We start from the raw sequence: 16310 nt of genomic DNA on the forward strand, positions 1-16310 counted from the left end.
CCGCTTGGCGAGTGTCGGCCGCATGCGAACCGACACTCCGCCGGGGGCCCTGCCGTCGCGGGACCACCTCCCCGCCACAGGGCGCGACGCGCCGGTCCTGGACGTCGTGATCCCGGTCCACAACGAGGAGAAGGACCTCGGGCCGTGCGTCCTGCGGCTGCGCGACCACCTCGCCCGCACCTTCCCCTACCCCTTCCGCATCACGGTCGCCGACAACGCCTCCACGGACCGCACTCCGCGGATCGCCGCCGAACTCGCCGCCTCCGTACGGGAGGTGCGGCACGTGCGCCTCGACCGGAAGGGCCGCGGTCGGGCCCTGCGCGCCGTCTGGTCCGCGTCCGACGCGCCGGTCCTCGCGTACATGGACGTCGACCTGTCCACCGACCTCAACGCGCTGCTGCCGCTCGTCGCCCCGCTGATCTCGGGCCACTCGGACCTGGCGATCGGCTCGCGCCTCGCGGGCGGCTCACGGGTGGTGCGCGGGCCCAAGCGCGAGCTGATCTCCCGCGCGTACAACCTCATCCTGCGCGGCTCGCTGCACGCCCGCTTCTCCGACGCCCAGTGCGGGTTCAAGGCGATCCGCGGCGATGTGGCGCGGGTGCTGCTGCCGCTGGTGGAGGACACGGGGTGGTTCTTCGACACCGAGATGCTGGTCCTCGCCGAGCGCGCCGGGCTGCGCATCCACGAGGTGCCGGTCGACTGGGTCGACGACCCGGACTCGACGGTCCACATCGTGCGGACGGCCGCGGACGACCTCAAGGGCGTGTGGCGGGTGGGGCGGGCGCTCGCGGTCGGCGCGCTGCCGCTCGACCGTCTCGCCCGGCCCTTCGGCGACGATCCGCGGGACGGACAGCTCACCGGCGTCCCCGGTGGCCTCCCCCGCCAGCTCGTCGGCTTCTGCGCGGTCGGCGCGCTGTCGACCGTCTGCTACCTCCTCCTCTACAGCGGCTTCCGTACGTTCACGGGGTCGCAGGCGGCCAACGCGCTCGCCCTCCTCGTGTCGGCGGTGGCCAACACCGCGGCGAACCGGAGGCTCACCTTCGGGGTACGTGGCAGGCACCGCGCGGTCCGCCACCAGGCGCAGGGCCTCCTCGTCTTCGCCATCGGCCTCGCCCTGACCAGCGGCTCCCTCGCGGCCCTCGGCGCGGCATCCGGCGAGCCCGCGCACTCCACGGAGCTCGCGGTCCTGATCGCGGCGAATCTCGCGGCGACGGTGCTGCGCTTCCTGCTGCTGCGGGCGTGGGTGTTCCCGGACACCCCCGCCTTCCATGACACCCCCTCCCACGAAGCCTCCTCCCACAGCACCCCCTCAGACTCAGACGGACCGAGGAGCGCACGATGACCGCGACAACCGCCGCCGCGGGGTCCGCGCACCGGCTGCCGGGCGGTGCGCTGCCCGGCCGGCTGTGGCGCGGCAGGGCCGACGACCCCCGCTGGGCGCGCCCCGCCCTCTTCGGGCTGCTGCTCGCCACCGCGCTCCTCTACCTCTGGAACCTCAGCGCGTCCGGCTACGCCAACTCCTTCTACTCCGCCGCCGCCCAGGCCGGCAGCCGGAGCTGGAAGGCCTTCTTCTTCGGCTCCCTCGACGCGGGCAACGCCATCACCGTCGACAAGCCCCCGGCGTCGCTGTGGCCGATGGCGCTCTCCGTGCGCCTCTTCGGCCTCGGCTCCTGGGCCGTCCTTGTCCCGCAGGTCCTGATGGGGGTCGCGACGGTCGGCGTGCTGTACGCGGCGGTGCGGCGCCGTTTCAGTGCCGCCGCCGGACTGCTCGCGGGCACGGTCCTCGCGCTCACGCCCGTCGCCGCGCTGATGTTCCGCTTCAACAACCCGGACGCGCTGCTCACCCTCCTGATGACCGTCACGGTTTACTGCGTCCTGCGCGCCCTGGAGGACGGCCGCACCAAGTGGCTGGTGTGGGCGGGCGCCGCCGTGGGCCTCGCCTTCCTCACCAAGACGTTGCAGGCGTTCCTGATCCTGCCGCCGCTCGCGGTGCTCTACGCGGTGTGCGCGCCGGGGCGCCCGCGCAGGCGGTTCGCCCAACTCGCCCTGTCGGCATGTGTGATGGCGGTATCGGGAGGCTGGTGGGTGGCGGTCGTCGAACTGTGGCCGGCGTCCTCACGGCCGTACATCGGCGGCTCGCAGCACAACTCCTTCCTTGAGCTGACGTTCGGCTACAACGGCCTCGGCCGCATCAACGGCGAGGAGACCGGCAGCGTGGGCGGGGGCGGCGGCCCCGGCGGGGGAGGTGGTCAGTGGGGTGAGACCGGCATCGGCCGGATGTTCGGCTCCGAGGTCGGCGCCCAGATCTCCTGGCTGCTGCCGGCCGCGCTGATCCTGCTCGTGGCGGGCCTCGTCCTCACCCGCAAGGCGCACCGCGCGGACACGGCCCGCGCGGCGTTCGTGGCGTGGGGCGGTGCGCTCCTGATGACCGCCGCGGTCTTCAGCTTCATGGCGGGGATCTTCCACCAGTACTACACGGTGGCCCTCGCTCCCTACATCGCCGCGCTCGTCGGCATGGGCGCCACGGTCCTGTGGGAGGAGCGGGCCGCGCGGTGGGCGCGGGCGGTGCTCGGGGCGGCGGTCGTGTCCACGGTGGTCTGGGCGTACGTCCTGCTCGGCCGGGTCCCGGACCACCTGCCGTGGCTGCGGTGGGCGGTGCTCGCGGCGGGGGTCGCGGGGACGGTGGGCCTGCTGGTGGCGGGCCGCCTCGGCCGCGGACCGGCCCTCGCCGCGCTCGGCGTCAGCCTGCTCGCGTCCCTGGCGGGTCCGGTGGCGTACACCCTGTCGACCGTGGACAGCGCGCACACGGGGTCGATCGTGACGGCGGGACCGGCTTCGGCGGGTGGCATGGGCGGCGGTCCGCGGCGACCGGGTGGGCCGGGTGGACCGGGCGCGGCCACCGGCCAGCGCGGGAACGGCGTGCCGCAGGGCGTGCCCGCGCCGGGTGGCGGTATGCCCCGGGGCGGGCCGGGTGAGCGGCGCGCGGGCGGTGGTGGCGGCATGGGCGGGCTGTTGAACGGCGCGCAGGTCTCCACCAAGGCGAAGCAGCTGCTGGCGGCGGACGCGGAGGACCACACGTGGGCCGCCGCGGCCATCGGCTCCCAGAACGCGGCCAGCTACCAACTGGCCACCGGCGAGCCCGTGATGGCGATCGGCGGCTTCAACGGCAGCGATCCGGCACCGGCCCTCGCGCAGTTCAAGAAGTACGTGGCGGACGGCGACATCCACTACTTCATCGCGAGCGGCACGGGCGGCCCGGGCGGCGCCCAAGGGACTGCCACCGCGATCACCTCCTGGGTCGAGTCGACGTACAAGAAGGTCACCGTGGGCAGCGCCGGCAGCATCACCTTCTACGACCTGACGACCCCCTCGACGTAATTGCCTTGTACGCCGTACGGGAGTCGTTCTACGGTGTAAGTCGCACCACCCCGTACACCGTAGAACGGCAATCCCGGAAAGGGAGGGCAGATGACGGCGACGACCGCCGCGACCCCCACCGCCTCGCAGAGGCACCCGCAGCGCTGGCTGATCCTCGGCGTCATCTGCCTGGCGCAGCTCACCGTGCTGCTCGACAACACCGTCCTCAGCGTCGCGATCCCCTCCCTCACCCGGGAGCTGGACGCGTCCACGTCCGACATCCAGTGGATGATCAACGCGTACTCACTGGTCCAGTCCGGCCTGCTGCTCACCGCGGGCAGCGCCGCCGACCGCTACGGCCGCAAGAAGATGCTGGCCGCGGGCCTCGCCCTGTTCGGCATCGGCTCGCTGGCGGCCGGCCTCGCCCAGAGCTCCGGTCAGCTCATCGCCGCCCGCGCGGGCATGGGCATCGGCGGCGCGCTCCTGATGACCACCACCCTCGCGGTCGTCGTGCAGATCTTCGACGACACGGAGCGCGTCAAGGCGATCGGCCTCTGGGCCACCATCAACTCCCTCGGGTTCGCGGCCGGACCGCTGCTCGGCGGCTTCATGCTCGACCACTTCTGGTGGGGTTCCATCTTCCTGATCAACATCCCCGTGGCGCTGCTCGGCCTCGCCGCGGTCCTGAAGCTGGTCCCCGAGTCCAAGAACCCCCAGGGCGACCGCCCCGACCTGCTCGGCGCGCTGCTCTCGACGATCGGCATGGCCGCGGTGGTCTACGCGATCATCTCCGGCCCCGAGCACGGCTGGACCTCGGCGCAGGTCCTGCTCTCCGCCACGGTCGGCCTGCTGGTGCTCGGCGCGTTCGCGCTCTGGGAGCTGCGCACCCCGTACCCGATGCTGGACATGCACTTCTTCCGCAACCAGCGCTTCATCGGGGCCGTGGCGGGCGCCATCCTCGTCGCCTTCGGCCTCAGCGGCTCGCTCTTCCTCCTCACCCAGCACCTTCAGTTCGTGCTCGGGTACGAGCCGTTGGAGGCGGGGCTGCGCACGGCGCCGCTCGCGGTGACCATCGTGGCCCTGAACCTGGCGGGCCTCGGCGCGAAGCTGCACGCCAAGCTCGGCACACCCGTCACCATCATGTCCGGCATGACCCTCCTCTCCGCGGGTCTCGCGGCCATAGCGGTGCTCGGCGGCGACAACTACAACGGCCTGCTGTTCGGCCTGATCGTGATGGGCGCGGGCATCGCGCTCGCCATGCCGGCCATGGCCAACGCCATCATGAGCGCCATCCCGCCGGAGAAGGCGGGCGTGGGCGCGGGCATCAACGGCACGCTCGCGGAGTTCGGCAACGGTCTGGGCGTCGCCGTGCTCGGCGCGGTCCTCAACTCCCGTTTCGCATCGCTCGTCGCGGTCTCCGCCGCGTCGTTCCCGGCGGCCATGGCCGCGGCGAAGTCGACGGGCGAGCGCGAGCGGATCGCCGACGCGTTCTCCTCGGGCCTTGAGACGAGCCAGCTGGTGGGCGCGGCGGCGGTGCTCGTCGGCGGCATGCTGGCGGCGGCGTTGCTGCGCAGGGCGGAGAGGGCAGACTCCGTGGGTAAGACAGCGGCATAGCATCGGGGAAGGGCGGACCAGCCGGTTCCGGACGGTCCGCCCTCTCCACGCCGCCCCCACCCGGAGACAACGGCTCCGGGCCCGAGGACCAACGAGGAAGGTGCGCCATGGCGAAGGCAGCCGGCCGCACGAAGAACACGGCGCGGGCGAGTGTCTGGCTCCAGGCCAGGACGGTTCGCGGCGGCGGCCGCAAGGGCGACCAGCCGAACGGCCTCGACCGGGAACGCATCACCCGGGCCACGGTCCGCCTCCTGGACGCGGAGGGGCTCGACAAGTTCTCCATGCGCAGACTCGCCGGGGAGCTGAACGTCACGGCGATGTCCGTCTATTGGTACGTCGACACCAAGGACGACCTCCTGGAGCTCGCCCTCGACTCGGTGTGCGGCGAGATGCGGCTCCCCGACACGGAGACGTCGCCCGACAGCTGGCGCGAACAGCTCCGCGCGCTGGCCGACGAGTACCGGGCGACGCTGATCCGGCACCCCTGGGTGTCACCGCTGGTCGGCCGCTTCCTCAACATCGGCCCCAACTGGCTCGCTTTCGCCCTCGCCATCCAGAACGCGGTGCGCAACACGGGGCTGCCCGCCTACACGCAGAACGGGGCGATCTCGGCGGTCTTCCAGTTCGTCTACGGCTTCGGCACCATCGAGGGCCACTACATCGCGCGGTGCGCGGAGGCGGGGATGACGCAGGAGGAGTACTACCGGGAGGCGGTCGGTACGGTCCGCGACGAGCTGGCCTCGCACGGGCTGCTGGAGAGCGCGGACGAGCTCATGGCGGCGCGGGAGGGGGACACGGTCGAGGAGATGTGGGGCCGGGACTTCACGATCGCCCTCGACCTGATGATCGCGGGCATCGAGTCCCTCCTGGCCAGGAACGCGTGACCAGGAACGTGTGACCCGGGCGGGGACGAAGAAGAGGAGCCTTCACCGCCCACCGCCCACCGCCCGCCGCCCGCCCTCAGCCCGTCTGTCCTCAGCCCGCCTGCGGCAGGCTCTCGCCCTGCACCGCCTGGATGTCCAGCTCCACCCGCAGCGTCGTGCCGATCGCCGAGATGCCCGCCTGGACCACCTGGTTGTAGTTCATGGCGAAGTCCTCGCGGCGCAGTTCCGCCGTGGCGCGGAAGGCGGCGCGTGTGCCGCCCCACGGGTCCGCCCCGATGCCGAGGTAGCTGAGGTCCAGGTCGACGGGGCGCACGACCCCGTGCATGCCCAGCTCGCCGTGGACCGTCCACCGGTCGTGGCCCACGGGGCTCAGCCCGCTCGATCGGTACGTGATCTCCGGGTACTGCTCGACGTCCAGGAAGTCGGCCGACTTCAGGTGGCCGTCCCGCATGCCGTTGCCGGTGTCGATCGAGGCCGCCCGGATGACCGCCTCGACCCGCGACTTCTCGACGTCCTCGGCGATCTCGACGCGCCCGCCGAACTCCAGGAACCGCCCGTGCACGCTGGTGATCCCGAGGTGCTGGGCGACGGCGCCCACGGTCGAGTGCGCGGGGTCGACGGTCCACGCACCGGGCGGGGGCAGCTCCGTGCCGCCCTGCCGGGCGAGGACGACGTTGCCGACCTCGGCCCGCCCGCTGGCGGTGACGAGCGCGGTGGAGGCGACCGGCGCGTAGCCGACGGCGGTGACGATGACGGTGTACGGACCGGCCGCGAGCGCCGTCCCGTCCCGCACGACGCCCTCCGCGTCCGCGTCCGCCCGCAGCACCTGTGCCCCGGTCATGTCGGTCACCGTGACGACGGCGTGGGGCACGGCCCACCCGTCACGCGTACGGATCCGAGCGTTGAGTCCCATCCCGTTTTACTCCTTGCCGGGCTTCCGATCCGGTCGGAAGCCTCACAGTCAGTCCCAGCTCACGTTCGTTCACGCTTGGTGCAGGCCGCGCGGGCTCCGCGGAACGCGGGCGGCCCCCGGCGGCGGTGGCTGGCCGTCCCCTGCCATGAATGCCACCGCCGGCCCGGGGGCCCTCCCCACGACCGGCCCGGGGCCGCCGCCGCGCCTCCGCTCGAAGCACGTCCGCGGCCACGGGCCGGGGTCAGGTCACTCGCCCGGGTGGGCGAGCTCGATGTCGTGGCCCTCGACGCCGCTGCCGGCCACCGTCAGGCCCGTGGCCACCGGCGGGTACCCGGTCGCGATGACCGTGTACTCCCCGCTGTCCAGGTCGGTGAAGGCGTACGCCCCGTCCGCACCGGTGGTGGCGGTGGCGACGACGTTGCCCGCGGCGTCGACGAGCGTGACCCGCGCGTCGTTCAGCGGGCCGCCGCCCGCGCGCACCGTGCCGAGCACCCGCGCGCCGGAGTTGAGCTCGACCTCGACCCGGGTGACCCCGGTGCCGCCGACCTCGACGGGCAGCGCCAGCGGGCGGTGTCCCGCGGCGTTCACCGCGATGGTGACGGTGCCGGGGACCAGCTCGGCGAAGGTGAACTCGCCCTGTTCGCCGGAGAGTCCGGTGGCGAGGACGTCACCGCGCACGTCGGTCACGATGACCATGGCGCCGCTGACGGGCAGCTTGCTGTCGGCGTCGCGCACGAGGCCGCTGAGCCCGCTGGTGCCGCTGAGGAGGATGTCGTACGACAGCGCGTCCTCGCCCACGACCACGGTCGAGGCCTGCGGTTGGAAGCCGTCGGCGGAGGCGATCAGCACGTACGATCCCGCGCCCGGGGCGTCGACGGTGTAGGCGCCGTCGCCCTGGGCGACCGAGCGGCCGAGCTGCCGTCCCCCGAGGGAGATCAGCGTGACGGCGGCCCGCGGCACGGGCGCGCTCTCGGCGCCGCGCACGAAGCCGTGCACCGGGATGCCGTTCGTGACCGGCGGCAGACCGGAACCGGAACCCGCTTCCGCGGCCGATGCCACGGCGGCGAGCCGCTGCGTGCCGTCGGGGCCGGCCTCGGTGTCCGAGGTGCTGGAGGCGACGGAGGCGAGCACCGGCTGCTCGGCGGTAGCCGCCGGAGCGGTGGCCGGGGAGGCGGCCGGAGCCGTGGCGTCCGCCGTCTCACCGGCGGCCTGGGCGAGCCCGCCGGAGGTGCGCAGCGGAACCTCCTTGATGAACAGCGTGATCAGGAAGGCGATCAGCGCCATCGGCGCGGCGATCAGGAAGACATCGGCAATGCCGTGCCCGTACGCGCTCTCCATGACCGTGCGGAACGGCTCCGGGATCTTGTCCAGGTCCGGGATGCCGCCGCCGCCCGTGCCGCCGTGGCCGAACTGCGCCGCGGCCTTCGGGCCGAGGTCGGCGATGCCGTCCTTGACGTAGTCGGTGATGCGCGTGGACATGATGGCGCCGAGCGCCGAGACACCCATCGCACCGCCCAGGGAGCGGAAGAAGGTGACCGTGGAGCTGGCGGAGCCGAGGTCCTCGGGGGCGACCTGGTTCTGCGTGCAGAGGACCAGGTTCTGCATCATCATGCCGATGCCGAGACCCATCAGGGCCATGAAGATCGCGATGTGCCAGTACTCGGTGTCGTACCGGATGGTGCCGAGCAGACCGAGGCCCGCCGTCACCAGCACGCCACCGCTGACCAGCCACGCCTTCCACTTGCCGGTCTTGGTGATGACCTGGCCGGAGACGGTGGAGGAGACGAACAGACCACCGATCATCGGGATCGTCATCACGCCGGACATCGTCGGGGACTCGCCCCGGGCCAGCTGGAAGTACTGGCTGAAGAACACCGTGCCCGCGAACATCGCGACACCCACGAAGAGCGAGGCGAGCGAGGCGAGGGTGATGGTGCGGTTGCGGAAGAGCCGCAGCGGAATGATCGGCTCGCTCGCCTTCGACTCGACGAAGACGAAGATCAGCCCGAGCAGCACCGAGCCGCCGACCATGGCAGCGGTCTGCCACGACATCCAGTCGTACTTGTCACCGGCGAAGGTGACCCAGACGAGGAGCAGGCAGACGGCGGCGCTGATGAAGAAGGCGCCGGCCCAGTCGACCTTGACGTCGCGCTTGACGACGGGGAGCTTCAGGGTCTTCTGGAGGACGATCAGCGCGATGATCGCGAAGGGCACGCCGACGTAGAAGCACCAGCGCCAGCCGAGCCACGAGGTGTCGGTGATGACACCGCCGAGCAGCGGACCGCCGACGGTGGCGACGGCGAAGGTCGCGCCGAGGTAGCCGGAGTACCGGCCGCGCTCGCGCGGGGAGATCATCGCGGCCATCACGATCTGTGCGAGGGCGGAGAGGCCACCCACGCCGATGCCCTGCACAACGCGGCAGGCGATCAGCATCCCTGCGCTCTGCGAGAGACCGGCGACGACCGAGCCGCCGACGTAGATGATCAGGGCTATCTGTACGAGCGCCTTCTTGCTGAAGAGGTCGGACAGCTTGCCCCACAGGGGCGTCGTCGCGGTCATCGCGAGCAGCGACGCGGTGACGACCCAGGTGTAGGCGGACTGGCCGCCGCCGAGGTCGCCGATGATTTCGGGCAGGGCGTTGGAGACGATCGTCGACGAGAGGATCGCCACGAACATGCCGAGCAGCAGCCCGGACAGCGCTTCCATGATCTGCCGGTGCGTCATCGGAGCGTTCTCACCGGGGTGACCGTGGTGAGCTCCGTGCTTGGCATGGCTGCCCCGCACACCGGCTGGTGTGGTTGTTGCCATGGAATTCCTTTTCTTACGCGGGTGTACGGGTGGTCTCCGACGTGGTCTGTACGTCGTGGGGGGAAGGGGAGAGCCGGGCCGAAGCCGCGCGGCAGTCCCCGAAGCTGTCACGCAGGCGCGCGAGCAGCGTGCTGAGCTGGACGACCTCGTCGTCGGTCCAGTCGTGCAGATAGTGGGTGAGCGTCCGGATGGAGAGCTCGGAGAGCTCGTCCACCTTGGCCTTGCCTCCGGTGGTGAGCCGCAGGATCCGGGACCGCTTGTCGGCGGGGTCGGGATCGCGGACGATCCACTCCTTCTCCGCGACGTGGGCGACGTGCCGGCTGGTCACCGACATGTCGACGGCGAGCAGCTCCGCGAGCCTGCTCATCCGCATCGCGCCGTGGCGGTCGAGCAGGATGAGTACGGCGGCGGATCCGGCCGGGCAGTCGTGGGGGAGACCCCGGCCGAGGCCGCGCTTCACGGCACCGATGGCGCTGAGCTGTCGGGCCAGCTCCTCGTACTGTCGCTGCGCGGCCACGGCACCTCCTGAATATTTGTTGCTTAGGGCAACGATAAGAGCAGTTGGTTGCTGAAGGCAAACTAAAAAGGGCCCATCGGACTAAAGAGTCGGCAAAGCGTTGGGGCCCCGCTCGTAAAGTCCCTGGCCAGAGAGGGTTGGGCCGATGGCGGTGGATTCGCTAGGGTCCTGCTCCATGGCACACAACCCCCAGGGCAACCAGGGCAACCCCGATCCCGCAGGCAGCACGCAGATGTTCCGCGCGTTCGTCGATGAGGCGCCGCGTGGTGGCCGCCGGGAGGCGGCGACTTCCTCTTCCGGCCCGCGTGTGGGTCTGATCGTCGGCGTGATCCTCGCGATTGCCGTCGTGGCGGGGGTGGCCTGGCTGGCGCTGGCCTGACGGCGTCCGGGCGGGTTCAGGTCTCGTCTTCGGGTGCGGGTATGTCGTGGTTGCTCGCGCAGTTCCCCGCGCCCCTGACCAGAACCTCGCTCGGGTCACCTGACGGCTGGGGCCGCTGCGGACCACCTAGGGGCGCGGGGAACTGCGCGACCAGCCCCCACGCACCCGCAGACGCCCCCCGGGACGCATACGGCCCCCGGCGCGCTAGCGCCACCGCACAGCCACGTCCCGCGTCTCCACATGCATACCGAGCGGAACCCGCCACGCGTCGACGCAAACCGGCCAGGTTTTCTCCATCTTCTGCCCGGGACCGATCGGCGCCGGCAGCTGCACGGTCGACTCGATCGTGGCCCAGTCGACGCCGAGCGCGCCGATGATGTGCGTACCGAGGGTGACCGTTCCGGCGCGGACCGGTGAGCCACCGGTGTTGCGGAAGACGACGGTCACCTTGTCGCACCAGCGTTTGTCCCCGGGCTCGCGCTCGGGATCACCAAAGCTGAGCTTCGCGGGCCCGCTCGGCGGCTTGTCAGGGCTATCCGGGTTATCCGGGGTACCCGGGGTACCCGGGCTGCCGGATCCCGGCGTACCGGGCGCACCCGTCCCCTCCCGGGACTCCCCACCAGGAACCCCCGAGGACCCTGTCGGCGGCGCCGCCGACTCCCCACCCGTACCCCTCGACCTCGAATCACCGCCCGATGACTTCCCCTCCGAGTCATCGCCGCGGCCACCCTTCACTCCGTCACCCGAGCCAGGGGACCGAGGGGTCTGAGGAGTCCGAGGGCCCCGCGTGGCCCCCTCCGCTCCCTCAAGAGGGATCAGCCGGACGTCGGCCGTCGGACCCACCGGCTCGTCGGGGGCCCGGTCGCCTCCCGGGGAGGAGCCCGCCGCCCCGGTCGCCACGTAACCCTCGCCGCCGCCGTCGCCGCAGGCGGAAAGGAGCCCGCCGAGGCAGAGCACGGCGGCACCCGCTCCGAGCACGTTCCGTACGCCACGTCGCATCGCGCCAGTGTGGCTGACGGCCCGTCAATTCGGAACCCCGTCAGCAACACGAGCCACTGCGCACCGCATTGGCGCCTCAGTCCGAGATGAGGCCCTCGCGGAGCTGCGCGAGCGTCCGGGTCAGGAGCCGGGACACATGCATCTGCGAGATGCCGACCTCCTCGCCGATCTGCGACTGCGTCATGTTGGCGAAGAAGCGCAGCATGATGATGCGGCGCTCGCGCGGGGGGAGTTTGGCGAGCAGCGGCTTGAGGGACTCGCGGTACTCCACGCCCTCCAGGGCTGTGTCCTCGTACCCGAGGCGGTCCGCGAGGGAGCCCTCGCCGCCGTCGTCCTCGGGGGTGGGTGAGTCGAGGGAGGAGGCCGTGTACGCGTTGCCGACGGCGAGGCCGTCGACGACGTCCTCCTCCGATACGCCGAGCGCGAGGGCGAGTTCGGGCACGGTCGGCGAGCGGTCGAGCCGCTGGGCGAGCTCGTCGCTGGTCTTCGTGAGCGCGAGCCGCAGCTCCTGGAGGCGGCGCGGCACGCGCACCGACCAACTGGTGTCCCGGAAGAAGCGCTTGATCTCACCGACGACCGTCGGCATCGCGAACGTCGGGAATTCCACGCCGCGTTCGCAGTCGAAACGGTCGATCGCCTTGATCAGGCCGATGGTGCCGACCTGGACGATGTCCTCCATCGGTTCGTTGCGGCTGCGGAAGCGGGCTGCGGCGTACCGCACGAGTGGGAGGTTCAGCTCGATGAGCGTGTCCCGTACATAGACGCGCTCCGGGCTGTCCTGGGCGAGCGTGGCGAGCCGCAGGAAGAGGGAGCGGGACAGGGTCCGGGTGTCGATGGCTTCCGAAGCCGGTGAGCTGTGAAGCGCGTCGGGCGCGGACTCGCTCGGGCTCTTGGTGAGCGTGAGCGTGAGCACCTTCGAGCTGCCCTGGTCTGCGGACATGCCACCCCCTTGAGGTCGCGGACGGTCGCGGCGGGCGCTCCCGTCGGAGGAACGCAGCCTCCACCTGAATACCGGAGGTGGGGCTACGGCAAACGCGGTTCCAGCAGAATGTCACATGTCGGCAACGCGCTGTAGTTACTTGTCGACAAACAAGAGTGACATCCGTGCAGGAAAGAGGGGGTCTGCGCCATTTCGGCAAAGAGGGCCGTCGGGAAGAGCTCCGACAGGACTCCACCCGATACGGTTACGCCTCGATCCGATTTGCGGACCGAAGGCGCGCGAAGCTTCGGGCGAGCAGTCTCGACACATGCATCTGGGAAACGCCCAATTCGGCGCTGATCTGTGACTGCGTCAGATTGCTGTAGTAGCGCAGGAGCAGGATCCGCTGTTCGCGCTCGGGCAGTTGCACCAGGAGGTGGCGTACGAGGTCGCGGTGTTCGACGCCGTCGAGCGCGGGGTCCTCGTAGCCGAGCCGGTCGAGCAGGCCGGGCAGTCCGTCGCCCTCCTGGGCCGCCTCCAGCGACGTCGCGTGGTACGAGCGGCCCGCCTCGATGCAGGCGAGCACCTCTTCCTCGGTGATGCGCAGCCGCTCGGCGATCTCCGCGGTCGTCGGCGAGCGCCCGAAGGCGGTGGTGAGGTCCTCGGTGGCCCCCGTCACCTGCACCCACAGCTCGTGCAGCCGCCGCGGCACGTGAACCGTGCGGACGTTGTCGCGGAAGTACCGCTTGATCTCGCCGACCACGGTCGGCATCGCGAAGGTCGGGAACTGCACCCCGCGCTCCGGGTCGAACCGGTCGATGGCGTTGATGAGCCCGATGGTGCCGACCTGGACGACGTCCTCCATCGGCTCGTTGCGGCTGCGGAAGCGCGCGGCCGCGTACCGCACGAGCGGCAGGTTGGCCTCGATGAGGGCGCCGCGCACCCGGCCGTGCTCGGGGCTGCCCGGCTCCAGCTCCTTGAGCTGGCCGAAGAGCACCTGGGTCAGGGCGCGGGTGTCGGCGCCCCGGGTGCTCGTGGAGCTCTGTGCGGTCCTCGCGGGCGGCGCTTCGGGCGCAGTACTGGCCGGCACGGTCAACGCCACCCCTTCTCAGACAGGCACTGTCGGTCAGGCACAGTCAAGCTCGGTCGACGCGCGGTCGACCTCGGTCAACTCATCCGTCAAAAGCGGTCATAGCATCACAAGACATGTGCACTGTGTGCAAGCACCTGATAACTCCGTGTTGGCGGCAAGTTGGGGCGTACGACGCGGAACGGCCCCGCACCATGGCGGTGCGGGGCCGTTCGGCGGGCGGGGCGGCGGGGCGGGTGGCTCAGAACTCGTAGTCCGCGATCACCCACGTGGCGAACTCGCGCCACAGCGCGACGCCCGCCTGGTGGGCCGGGTGCTCGATGTACCGCTTCAGCGCATCGGTGTCCTCGACCGCCGAGTTGATGGCGAAGTCGTACGCGATGGGACGGTCGGTGATGTTCCAGTCGCACTCCCAGAACGTGAGCTCCGGGATCTGCTCGCCGAGGGCACGGAAGGCCTTGACGCCCTCGATCACGCGCGGCTCGTCGCGCCGGACGCCGTCGTTGAGCTTGAAGAGGACCAGATGGCGGATCACGGGCGCTCCTTGGAGAGGGCTGGGGCCGGGCGGCCGCTCAGTCCTTGCCTCCGTTGGCGACCCACGTCATGAAGTCACCGATGCTCTGAGCGGCGCTCGAAATGCCTTCGAACCCTATCTGCACGTAGTCGGCGGCCTTGGCGGGGTCGGTGATGATCACGTAGAGCACGAAGACGACCACCGCGAAGAGGCCGAGCTTCTTCCACTGCACTGCCACGATCTGGCCTCCCCTTGCCGCGCCCCGTGTGACCCCTGTGACGGCGGCGAGTCTAACCCGGACGCTCCTGACGGGGCTTTTAGGGACCAACGGCCCGGCAGCAGAGGCCCTTTGCCCGCGCTCCCCGGGTGGCGCGCGACGCAGGATGGGTGGTGAGCCCGGCGGATCTGGCAGGAGTCCGCGGGGCGAGGAACCGGCCCCACTGCGGGGTCCGCGCCGTCCGCTTCCCCCCGACGGCGGCGTCGACTTGAGGGCCCGGTTCTCGTCGGGGGAAGCGGCTGTCCCCCCGATGCCGCTTCCCCCGCCCAAAACTGAGGGGAGCCGCGAAACGACGAAGGGCCCGACCAGCTCGGCTGGTCGGGCCCTTCGTGTTGAAGAGCGGTAGCGGTGGGATTTGAACCCACGGAAGGGGGTTACCCTTCACTCGCTTTCGAGGCGAGCTCCTTCGGCCGCTCGGACACGCTACCGAGAGGAACTCTAGCCCAAAGTGGGCCGCGGACAGAAATCCGTTCCCCGTCGGATCCCGCGAGGCCCCGGATCAGCGCTTGCGGAAGAAGTCCGTCAGCTGAGTGGCGCACTCGTCCGCGAGGACACCGTGGATGACCTCGGGGCGGTGGTTGAGCCTCCTGTCGCGCACCACGTCCCAGAGGGAGCCCGCCGCTCCGGCCTTCTCGTCACGCGCGCCGTAGACGACCCGGTCGACGCGGGACTGCACGAGCGCGCCCGCGCACATCGTGCACGGCTCCAGCGTCACGACGAGCGTGCAGCCGGTCAGCCGCCACTCGCCGGTCGCGGCGGCGGCCCTGCGCAGGGCGAGCACCTCCGCGTGCGCGGTGGGGTCGCCGGCCGCCTCGCGTTCGTTGTGCCCCACGGCGAGCACCGTCGTGCCGTCCGGGGACAGCACGACGGCGCCGACGGGGACGTCACCGCCCTCGGCGGCGAGCTCGGCCTCGGCCAGAGCGAGCCGCATGGGCGCCCGCCAGCGGTCGCGTACGGGATCGGTCTCGGTGGTGTGGTCGGTGGTCTGGTCGGTCGGGTCGGTCACACGGGGAACCTAGCGGACGGTCTCGAGCACCTCCGCCGCGCCGAGGACGTCGGCGATGTCGTTGAGCGCGTCGCCGGCCTCCAGACCGAGCAGATCCTTCTCCGGCACACCGAGGTCGGCGAGGATCTCCGTGTCCCCGAGCGGCCCGGACGGCACTCCCGAGGTGCCGGGTGCGTCGTCGTCGGCGTCCGGCTCGGCGTCGGACGCCTCCGGTTCGCCGTCCTCCGTGCCGTCGAGGTCGAGGGCGTCCAGGTCGACGGCCCCCTCGTCGTCGGGGTCGCGGCCGAGCATCTCGGCGGTGAGCAGGATCTCCCCGTACGAGCTGCGGGCGGCCGCGGCCGCGTCCGAGACGTAGATACGGGGGTCTTCCTCCCCGTCCACGCGGACGACGCCGAACCACGCGTCTTCCTGTTCGATGAAGACGAGCACTGTGTCGTCGTCGTAATCGGCTGTGGCTTCACGGGCCAGGTCGGCCAGATCCGACAGGGTCTCCACATCGTCGAGCTCCGTGTCGCTCGCTTCCCACCCGTCTTCGGTGCGCGCGAGCAGTGCGGCGAAGTACACCGTGACTCTCCCACTGGTCATAGGCAGTGCCGGTTGGCGGTTTGGGGTCCCCCCGGCGAGGTCGGGGAGCGGGGAGTGCTGGTGCCAAGCCCCGCCCATTCGGAATCGTGGCAGAAACGGCGCCGTCAGGAGAGGTCTTCCGGCCGCTGTGTTCCGCGTCGCGTTCTTCCCCGGCTCCCACGGGCCCGTCGCCGGGCGGGCGGCTACCAGCGGAACGTACGCATGCGCATCTGCTGTCGCATGCGTGCCGCCCGGGCGCGGCGCGGCTTCACCCGGTCGCGGAGCTCGATGGCCTCGGCGCGTTCGCGCAGGAACTGGGCGCGGCGTCTGCGCCGCTCGGCGTCGGTCTCGTCGTCCGGCTTGCGCTCCACCATGGGCCACACCACCTCAGTCCGTACGTCCCCACCTTCCCTCCGTCGGCCGCATTGATGCCCGTGAGGTGCCGGTGAGGTGCGGGCGAGGAGGGAGC

General features: G+C 71.2%; 16 protein-coding genes and 1 tRNA gene. 5 read left to right on the forward strand and 12 right to left on the reverse strand.

Features of this window, described 5'->3' with window-relative positions; all coding sequences use genetic code 11:
• Positions 1-22 precede the first annotated feature (22 nt).
• The 4 genes from ACZ4Z4_RS32310 to ACZ4Z4_RS32325 all read left to right on the forward strand — a co-directional run bounded on the left by ACZ4Z4_RS32310 (position 23) and on the right by ACZ4Z4_RS32325 (position 5855).
• Positions 23-1342: a bifunctional glycosyltransferase family 2/GtrA family protein gene (locus ACZ4Z4_RS32310; RefSeq protein WP_468335288.1), complete on the forward strand. Its 1320-nt coding sequence runs from the start codon at positions 23-25 to the stop codon at positions 1340-1342.
• Entirely contained in the window at positions 1339-3378 is a 2040-nt protein-coding gene (locus ACZ4Z4_RS32315; RefSeq protein WP_468335291.1) for an ArnT family glycosyltransferase, read from the forward strand. The genes ACZ4Z4_RS32310 and ACZ4Z4_RS32315 overlap by 4 nt, the downstream gene beginning before the upstream one ends.
• A gap of 90 nt (positions 3379-3468) precedes the next feature.
• Positions 3469-4971 (forward strand): MFS transporter, encoded by a 1503-nt coding sequence (locus ACZ4Z4_RS32320; RefSeq protein WP_468335294.1) that lies wholly within the window; start codon positions 3469-3471, stop codon positions 4969-4971.
• Between the two features lie 107 nt (positions 4972-5078).
• The gene (locus ACZ4Z4_RS32325) at positions 5079-5855 is read left to right on the forward strand and encodes a TetR/AcrR family transcriptional regulator (protein ID WP_468335297.1); all 777 of its coding nucleotides are present in this window, start codon (positions 5079-5081) and stop codon (positions 5853-5855) included.
• 91 nt (positions 5856-5946) lie between these two features.
• Here ACZ4Z4_RS32325 and ACZ4Z4_RS32330 read toward each other — a convergent pair whose 3' ends face one another.
• The 3 genes from ACZ4Z4_RS32330 to ACZ4Z4_RS32340 all read right to left on the reverse strand — a co-directional run bounded on the left by ACZ4Z4_RS32330 (position 5947) and on the right by ACZ4Z4_RS32340 (position 10093).
• Positions 5947-6768: a YceI family protein gene (locus ACZ4Z4_RS32330; RefSeq protein ID WP_468335300.1), complete on the reverse strand. Its 822-nt coding sequence runs from the start codon at positions 6766-6768 to the stop codon at positions 5947-5949.
• A 246-nt stretch (positions 6769-7014) separates the two neighbouring features.
• Positions 7015-9492, reverse strand: coding sequence for an MFS transporter (locus ACZ4Z4_RS32335; RefSeq protein WP_468335303.1), 2478 nt, complete (start codon positions 9490-9492; stop codon positions 7015-7017).
• A gap of 97 nt (positions 9493-9589) precedes the next feature.
• A complete protein-coding gene (locus ACZ4Z4_RS32340; protein ID WP_468091561.1) occupies positions 9590-10093 on the reverse strand; it encodes a MarR family winged helix-turn-helix transcriptional regulator in 504 nt (167 codons plus the stop codon).
• Positions 10094-10268: 175 nt separating this feature from the next.
• Here ACZ4Z4_RS32340 and ACZ4Z4_RS32345 point away from each other — a divergent pair, with 175 nt between their 5' ends.
• A complete protein-coding gene (locus ACZ4Z4_RS32345; protein ID WP_468335306.1) occupies positions 10269-10472 on the forward strand; it encodes a hypothetical protein in 204 nt (67 codons plus the stop codon).
• A 204-nt stretch (positions 10473-10676) separates the two neighbouring features.
• Here ACZ4Z4_RS32345 and ACZ4Z4_RS32350 read toward each other — a convergent pair whose 3' ends face one another.
• From ACZ4Z4_RS32350 to ACZ4Z4_RS32390, 9 genes are all read right to left on the reverse strand, one after another.
• Positions 10677-10919, reverse strand: a complete 243-nt coding sequence (locus tag ACZ4Z4_RS32350) for a hypothetical protein (RefSeq protein ID WP_468335309.1) — start codon at positions 10917-10919, stop codon at positions 10677-10679.
• Between the two features lie 628 nt (positions 10920-11547).
• A complete protein-coding gene (locus ACZ4Z4_RS32355; protein ID WP_468335312.1) occupies positions 11548-12411 on the reverse strand; it encodes an RNA polymerase sigma factor SigF in 864 nt (287 codons plus the stop codon).
• Positions 12412-12655: 244 nt separating this feature from the next.
• Entirely contained in the window at positions 12656-13480 is an 825-nt protein-coding gene (locus ACZ4Z4_RS32360; protein ID WP_468335315.1) for an RNA polymerase sigma factor SigF, read from the reverse strand.
• A gap of 241 nt (positions 13481-13721) precedes the next feature.
• On the reverse strand, positions 13722-14015 hold the full coding sequence (locus tag ACZ4Z4_RS32365) for a Dabb family protein (protein ID WP_125513835.1): 294 nt from the start codon (positions 14013-14015) through the stop codon (positions 13722-13724).
• Positions 14016-14052: 37 nt separating this feature from the next.
• Entirely contained in the window at positions 14053-14232 is a 180-nt protein-coding gene (locus tag ACZ4Z4_RS32370) for a hypothetical protein (protein ID WP_150169725.1), read from the reverse strand.
• A gap of 379 nt (positions 14233-14611) precedes the next feature.
• Positions 14612-14699: transfer RNA gene (locus tag ACZ4Z4_RS32375), tRNA-Ser, on the reverse strand.
• A gap of 71 nt (positions 14700-14770) precedes the next feature.
• Positions 14771-15202, reverse strand: coding sequence for a tRNA adenosine(34) deaminase TadA (tadA, locus tag ACZ4Z4_RS32380; RefSeq protein ID WP_468335561.1), 432 nt, complete (start codon positions 15200-15202; stop codon positions 14771-14773).
• An 84-nt stretch (positions 15203-15286) separates the two neighbouring features.
• Entirely contained in the window at positions 15287-15841 is a 555-nt protein-coding gene (locus tag ACZ4Z4_RS32385; protein WP_468335318.1) for a tRNA adenosine deaminase-associated protein, read from the reverse strand.
• Positions 15842-16044: 203 nt separating this feature from the next.
• Positions 16045-16227, reverse strand: coding sequence for a hypothetical protein (locus ACZ4Z4_RS32390; RefSeq protein ID WP_468335321.1), 183 nt, complete (start codon positions 16225-16227; stop codon positions 16045-16047).
• Positions 16228-16310: the final 83 nt, after the last annotated feature.

The organism is Streptomyces sp. NPDC030245 (genome assembly GCF_055572995.1).

Bases quoted from the DNA above. Each gene is read 5' to 3' on its own strand.
- ACZ4Z4_RS32355 (WP_468335312.1), bottom strand. From the start codon at position 12,411: ATGTCCGCAGACCAGGGCAGCTCGAAGGTGCTCACGCTCACGCTCACC.
- ACZ4Z4_RS32335 (WP_468335303.1), bottom strand. From the start codon at position 9,492: ATGACGCACCGGCAGATCATGGAAGCGCTGTCCGGGCTGCTGCTCGGC.
- ACZ4Z4_RS32325 (WP_468335297.1), top strand. From the start codon at position 5,079: ATGGCGAAGGCAGCCGGCCGCACGAAGAACACGGCGCGGGCGAGTGTC.
- ACZ4Z4_RS32345 (WP_468335306.1), top strand. From the start codon at position 10,269: ATGGCACACAACCCCCAGGGCAACCAGGGCAACCCCGATCCCGCAGGC.
- ACZ4Z4_RS32330 (WP_468335300.1), bottom strand. From the start codon at position 6,768: ATGGGACTCAACGCTCGGATCCGTACGCGTGACGGGTGGGCCGTGCCC.
- tadA (WP_468335561.1), bottom strand. From the start codon at position 15,202: ATGCGGCTCGCTCTGGCCGAGGCCGAGCTCGCCGCCGAGGGCGGTGAC.
- ACZ4Z4_RS32315 (WP_468335291.1), top strand. From the start codon at position 1,339: ATGACCGCGACAACCGCCGCCGCGGGGTCCGCGCACCGGCTGCCGGGC.
- ACZ4Z4_RS32320 (WP_468335294.1), top strand. From the start codon at position 3,469: ATGACGGCGACGACCGCCGCGACCCCCACCGCCTCGCAGAGGCACCCG.
- ACZ4Z4_RS32310 (WP_468335288.1), top strand. From the start codon at position 23: ATGCGAACCGACACTCCGCCGGGGGCCCTGCCGTCGCGGGACCACCTC.